This is a genomic window from Enteractinococcus helveticum, assembly GCF_020742345.1.
Classification (GTDB): domain Bacteria; phylum Actinomycetota; class Actinomycetes; order Actinomycetales; family Micrococcaceae; genus Yaniella; species Yaniella helvetica_A.
In genome coordinates, this window is record NZ_DYXC01000028.1 from 59,447 (window position 1) to 65,511 (window position 6,065).

The 6,065-nt window shown below is 57.0% G+C and carries 5 protein-coding genes, 1 tRNA gene and 1 other RNA gene; 3 read left to right on the forward strand and 4 right to left on the reverse strand.

Features of this window, described 5'->3' with window-relative positions; translation table 11 throughout:
* Positions 1-64: 64 nt before the first annotated feature.
* The 3 genes from K8V32_RS01980 to K8V32_RS01990 all read right to left on the reverse strand — a co-directional run bounded on the left by K8V32_RS01980 (position 65) and on the right by K8V32_RS01990 (position 1,401).
* Positions 65-364: a CHY zinc finger protein gene (locus K8V32_RS01980; RefSeq protein ID WP_303902066.1), complete on the reverse strand. Its 300-nt coding sequence runs from the start codon at positions 362-364 to the stop codon at positions 65-67.
* Positions 365-499: 135 nt separating this feature from the next.
* Positions 500-584, reverse strand: a tRNA-Ser gene (locus K8V32_RS01985).
* Positions 585-675: 91 nt separating this feature from the next.
* Positions 676-1,401 (reverse strand): DsbA family oxidoreductase, encoded by a 726-nt coding sequence (locus K8V32_RS01990; protein WP_303902069.1) that lies wholly within the window; start codon positions 1,399-1,401, stop codon positions 676-678.
* A gap of 135 nt (positions 1,402-1,536) precedes the next feature.
* Between K8V32_RS01990 and ffs the strand changes: the two genes are divergently transcribed.
* Positions 1,537-1,633, forward strand: an RNA gene (gene ffs, locus K8V32_RS01995) — signal recognition particle sRNA small type.
* Between the two features lie 393 nt (positions 1,634-2,026).
* Positions 2,027-2,938, forward strand: a complete 912-nt coding sequence (locus tag K8V32_RS02000; RefSeq protein ID WP_303902071.1) for a glycine betaine ABC transporter substrate-binding protein — start codon at positions 2,027-2,029, stop codon at positions 2,936-2,938.
* Positions 2,939-2,946: 8 nt separating this feature from the next.
* Here K8V32_RS02000 and K8V32_RS02005 read toward each other — a convergent pair whose 3' ends face one another.
* Positions 2,947-3,567 carry a malonic semialdehyde reductase gene (locus K8V32_RS02005; RefSeq protein ID WP_303902074.1) on the reverse strand — a complete coding sequence of 207 codons (621 nt, stop codon included), beginning with the start codon at positions 3,565-3,567 and terminating at the stop codon, positions 2,947-2,949.
* A 98-nt stretch (positions 3,568-3,665) separates the two neighbouring features.
* On the opposite strand from K8V32_RS02005, the gene K8V32_RS02010 reads away from it, so the two are divergent.
* Positions 3,666-6,065, forward strand: a 2,400-nt coding sequence (locus K8V32_RS02010) for a DNA polymerase III subunit gamma and tau (RefSeq protein WP_524536672.1), incomplete at its 3' end; no start/stop codon positions are given.

Here is a 6,065-nt window from a genome sequence, read left to right on the forward strand (position 1 = left end):
CTTCGTACAGCCCAACTGACCCACCTAGCACATGTGTTCAGTGCGGCTGTTCGAAGTACAGGTCCTAGTGGGCGCTACAGCCGGGATTGAAGGCTGCGTGACACGACGGGCAGCGATCTTTATGCGTATATTGTGTAATCAGGAGCTCGCTTTTGCATACTCCACAGAAGACAGCCGGCTCGTGGGCGCGATTGCTCGGCCAGGGCAATCGTGGATGGTCTGCGGTTTCATCGTGGCATTGATAGCACGGATAATAGCGTTCACAACAGCCAAATCGAAGTGCCACAATATCTAACGCGGTCGCATAGTGTGTACAACGCGTTTGATCGTCGATGAGTAGACCGTATACTTTCGGTTCAGCCATAGCTCCAACATAGCAGCCGTTCTCTCTTGGCAAATACCACCGAATGTCCGCACGAGATTGTTCTTCCCCGTTGTGGTGACCGGGACGAACAGCAAAAACCCCGCCAAATCAAGCATCTGGCGGGGTTGTATTCTGCGGAGGATGGGGGATTTGAACCCCCGAGGGCTTTCACCCAACACGCGTTCCAGGCGTGCGCACTAGGCCGCTATGCGAATCCTCCAGAATGGAACTTTACAAAGTGTTCACCTTGCGAAGACCAGGTTTTAGCATAGCCCATTCTTGAATGAATAAGCAAAATGGCTGCCAAGTTCTTAGTCACACCCGTCAATGCCGCAAGCCTGCCCATCGGCTCCTAACGTTTGCAGGGGTGCAGGGTTGAGCTCCTCCCAGACCTGGCGCAGAGCTTGACTGAAGGTTTCGACCGATTGGGCTCCTGGCAGCGCATATTTTTCGGCCAAGACATAGGTTGGGACCGCGGAAACACCAAAAGCACGTGCCTGTTCGACATCGGCATTGGCCTCGGTATCGAATTCGTCAGATTCCAGTACTTCACGTACGCGAGTTTCATCAAGGCCAACTGAGATCGCAACCTGGGCGAGCTGATCATGATCCGACAGGTCCAGACCAGTGCTGAAGCGCCCGGCAAGGAGTTCGCGCTTCAGGGCAGGGGTGATTTTGTCCTGGTGGACGGTGACGTTTTGGTCGTGTTGTTTGGCCAGGTGTAGTAGGCGGTGGGCAGTCCAGGAATTGGCGACAACGACGTCGTCCATATGGAATTCCACACCGGCTTTTATACCGTGTTCTTTGACGGTTTCAAATATCTGGTTGATCAGGTTGGCGGGCATGCCCTTAGTTTCGGAGAGGTATTGCGCCTCGCTGCGGTCATCGCGTTCCGGCAGAGTGGGATCCAGTTGGAAGGTGCGGTAGTGGACTTCTACGGCGTCTTTGTGCGGGAATGCTGCCAGCGCTTTTTCAAACCGGGCAAGTCCGATGTAGCACCATGGGCAGGCAATGTCAGACCAGATATCAATTCTCATGACTGTCACTCTGGCATTCGCGTGTGCGCGCGAGCAATTTTGTTTCCCCGACAGCGTGGAATCGACATCGACTATCACCGTGAGAGAAAGGGTTACCTGGAATTCGCACTTTGGACATGAATTGGTATGATGGACTCCGGCCCCTCACGCGGTGCTATCTTACTCAACTCCCCCAGGGCAGGAATGCAGCAAGGGTCGGTAGGCTCTGGCAGGTGCGTGAGGGGTTCTTAGGTTAACTCCCCCAGCTGATTTCTCAAACCGGTTGTGCAGAGGTCGTCTTCGGTATTGATGCCATAGGCTAGCGTCCTACAGCTTGCGCACATGGTATAGCTAAAACGAAATGACGCCCGTGGTTTCGCACGGTGTTACGTGGCATGATCGCATCAGATGTCAATATTGCAACGTGCTTGGCTTGCAGGTGATGCAGTGACGATGTGGACGGTGAGTTTGGCAGCGCGTTTAGGTCCGATGGAGTTCACGGTATCCTTCTGTCTGGTGCATTTAGGCAGTATAGTGGCTGGTTTCTGAGATCAGATAAAGTTCTCCACAACCACACATAGACTCTTGGACCGACCTGTGGCTGGTGCTACCGTGGAACAACATGCTCGCTTACACAGAGGAAAATATGCATACTACAGCACAGAAAAAATTCCGCATTTTTGGCCGTTTGACCGCACTTGCCACCGCGGCTGGACTTGCTCTCACCGCATGTGGCGGCGAGACAGCCGATACCGGTTCTGGTGAAGGCGGCGATGAGATTAACATTGCCATCAACCACGGCTGGGAAGAAGGCATCGCGGTTGCCGAACTCTGGTCGCTGATTCTGGAGGACGAAGGTTACACGGTCAATAAGTCCTACATGGATCTGGCTCCCAGCTTCTCAGCGCTGGCCACAGGTGACATGGACTTCAATATGAACATTTGGCAGCCTGTTACGCACGCCGAATACCTTGAAGAATACGGCGATGACCTCGAACAGGTCGGGGTTTGGAACAGTGATGCAAACCAGGTCATTGCCGTCCATGAAGATGCGCCATTTGACTCTCTGGATGAGCTAGCAGATCACGCAGACCTTTTCGAGAGCCGTCTGGTCGGAATTGAACCTGGTGCAGGACTGACCGAACGTACCGAGCAGTACGTTATTCCAGAATACGGTTTGGAAGACTGGGACTTTAGGACCTCGTCTACTCCTGCCATGCTGCAAGAAGTTGCCACGGCAACCGAAAACGGTGACCCTATTGCAGTGACGCTATGGCGTCCACACTGGGCATTCAACACCTATGACATCAAAGCCCTAGAAGATCCTCAAGAAGCACTTGGTCAGGAAGAAAACATGACCATTTATGCTCGCGCAGGTTTCTCTGAGGATCAACCAGAAATCTTCGAATGGCTCTCCGATTTCGAAATCGACACTGAACGACTTCAGGATCTTGAAGTTGTTCTGTTCGAAGAAGAAGTCGAACAGGATCAATACGAAGAAGTTATCCGCGCTTGGATGGAAGAAAACCAAGACTGGGTTGACTCTCTAACTGCATAAGCCAAGACCTATACGATCTGACAGGCGTCGTCGAAGGATAATCGACCGGCCCGGGTTCGAACGGCTCGAGGATCATCAACGTTGGGCGCCCACCCGACGTTGATGATGATCTCGGTTCGCCACCCGGTGTCGGCGTGAAATTCCTCGTCGACGCCTGTTGCGTTAAACCCAGTCATCGGTCCCACATGCAGTCCATGGGCGCGCAGCCCGAGGATGAAATATCCAATCTGCAGATGTGCTGAGCGCTGCCCAATGTCTTGGCGTGCGACCGGATCGTCTTCAAGTTTCTCCCGTGCTCCCGTTTTATGCGGTGCCAGTACGGGAAGCTGTCGGTGCCAGTACGGGTCCCAGGAGGCGATGATGGTCATCGGAGCAGTCAGGGTCTTGTCCCGATTGCCTTTGCGCATATGCGGGGCCAATCGTGCCCGGGACTCGGCAGTATGCACCAGGGTCAGGCGCAGCGGTTGACAGTTCATCTGTGTTGGAGCCCAGCGAATGTCCTGATAGACCGCAGCGATGACGGCGGGGTCAACGGCGTCATTGGAAAACGTATTGGTCGTGTGCGCATCAATAAATAACGCATCGAGCAGGTGACGATCAAGACCCGAGGCCGAACCGGTGTGCGCCATGAGTTTTCCTTTCCACGCGATAGCGGAATAAAGTCTAGTGGTACAGTTCGGCCAGCAGATAATGCTGGTGCCGAAGCAGCCGTCGCCACGCTAGGGTATTGAGAGTGACCACCGCTTTATATCGCCGCTACCGTCCGGATACGTTTGAAGACGTTATTGGCCAGGAACACGTGACCGTGCCGCTGGCCAATGCGATCGACAAACACCGAATCAACCATGCTTACCTCTTCTCGGGCCCTCGCGGCTGCGGTAAAACCACCTCGGCGCGAATTCTTGCCCGCTGTCTGAACTGTGCCCAGGGACCCACCGCAAACCCGTGTGGGACCTGTGATTCCTGTGTGGATTTGGCAACCGGCGGCCCTGGTTCGCTGGATGTTATTGAAATCGATGCGGCCTCGCACGGTGGTGTGGACGACGCCCGCGATCTGCGTGAACGCGCCACCTTTGCCCCAACACGTGACCGGTACAAGATCTTCATTATTGACGAAGCGCACATGGTCACGTCTGCCGGATTCAATGCGCTGCTCAAAATTGTTGAAGAACCACCGGAACACATCAAGTTTATTTTTGCCACAACCGAGCCCGATAAGGTTATTGGCACAATTCGGTCGCGCACCCACCACTACCCGTTCCGGCTGGTCCCGCCCGAACCGCTCATGGAGTACCTGGAGTCATTAGCCACTGCTGAGCAGGTGGCGATTGCACCGGGTGTGCTGTCGCTGGTGATTCGCGCCGGTGGCGGCTCAGTTCGTGACACGTTGTCGGTATTGGATCAGCTCATTGCCGGTGCCACCGAGCACGGCGTGAGCTATGACCTGGCCGTGAACCTGTTGGGTTTCACGCCCGAAAATTTGCTGGACGACGTCGTCAATGCCCTGGCGGCTGAGGATTCAAATACCGTGTTCCGGGTGGTTGACCAGGTCATCCAGTCGGGCCAGGATCCAGAGCGCTTTGTGCAAGACTTGCTAGAGCGTTTCCGTGACGTGGTGATTGTCAAAGCCGCGCCCGAGCAGGCGCCTGGCATTTTGCATGGGATGCCCGCCGACCAGTTGCGTCGTCTCGAAGCTCAAGCCCAGCAGCTGGGCCCGGCCGAAGTCTCGCGAGCCGCCGACATTACGGCTGCCGCACTGACCCAAATGTCGGGGGCAACCTCGCCTCGCCTGCATCTGGAATTGCTCATGGCACGGCTCATGCTGCCAGCCACCGATGAGACCGAACGCGGCCTGGCCGCGCGCATCGACCGGTTGGAACGTCGCATTGAATATGGTGGGGTGCCGGAGGCTGCCGCCGAGCAACCGGCTGCCAAACCCGTGATCGTGCGTTCAGAACAGACCGGATTATCCGGTGCCGCTGCCGCCCGGGCCGCACTGGGCCGCGATCAAGAACAAGCCGATGAACAACCCGAAGACCCGGCACCGCAGAACGCTCGACCGGCCGTCGCCGAACCACAGCCAGCGCTTACGCAAGCTCAGCCACCGCGTCAAGCACCACAGCCAGAGCCGGCCGAGCCCAGTGTTGAACCGACACCCCAACCTATGCCGGCACCCCAGCCACAGGCTCCGCAGCAGCGCCCTGCTGCACAACAGCCTCAGCAATCCGCTGCACAACACCCCCCGGCAACGCCGCCGCAACAAACCGCACCCCAGCAGTCATCCCAGCCACCTGCTGCCCAGCAGCCGTCCCAGGTTGAGATGGTGCGTCGCGCGTGGCCAGAAGTGCTCGAGTTTTTGAAAAACGAGTCGCGGCTGATCTGGATGACCATCAACGGCAACGCGCAAGTTGTTGGCTATGACGGCAAACTGTTGACCATCGGGTTTGATAATGACGGCGCACGCAGCACCGTTCAGCAACGTGGCGGGGAAAAACTGCTGACCGCTGGATTCAATCATGTGCTCGGCATCCAACCCGAGCTCGATCTCATTTCGGGCACCTCGGGCGGTGGTTCCCCAAAAGCACCTAGCCGCCCGGCTCGGCCACAGCCTCAACAGGCTCCAGCCCAGACGCCACCGCAACAACAACCACCTGCGCACCAGCAGTCAGCACAACAGCCTGCACCACCGATTTCGCCGCAGTCTCCGGCGTCGCCGTCCTCACCACAGGTTGAGCCACAACAACCCCAAGCCCAGCAGTCGCAAACACCTGCTCAACAACCTCAACCGCAGCGACCCCAACAGCGCTCGCAGCAACCGCCGGCTGATCCGATTCACCCCACCCCACCGGCCACCGGTGTTGCAGGTTGGGGTTCTGGTGAACCAAATCAGGCCTGGGGCCAACCCGAACAACCCACCTGGAATCAACCCAACGAACCAGACAGGGGCGCATCCGATCCCACCTGGGGTCCGCCCCCCGAAGACGATTGGCTGCCACCACCTGAAGACGACTGGCAGCAGGCCCCACCGACCCAACAACCACCAACCCAGCAACCACCGGTGCAGCAACCCGATCCCGGAGTTCAACCTGCACAACCCGAACAGCCACAGCACGGCGCGCCAGCCGGC

Coding starts and splice junctions, on each gene's coding strand:
- K8V32_RS01990 (WP_303902069.1), bottom strand. CDS start 1,401: ATGAGAATTGATATCTGGTCTGACATTGCCTGCCCATGGTGCTACATC.
- K8V32_RS02000 (WP_303902071.1), top strand. CDS start 2,027: ATGCATACTACAGCACAGAAAAAATTCCGCATTTTTGGCCGTTTGACC.
- K8V32_RS02005 (WP_303902074.1), bottom strand. CDS start 3,567: ATGGCGCACACCGGTTCGGCCTCGGGTCTTGATCGTCACCTGCTCGAT.
- K8V32_RS01980 (WP_303902066.1), bottom strand. CDS start 364: ATGGCTGAACCGAAAGTATACGGTCTACTCATCGACGATCAAACGCGT.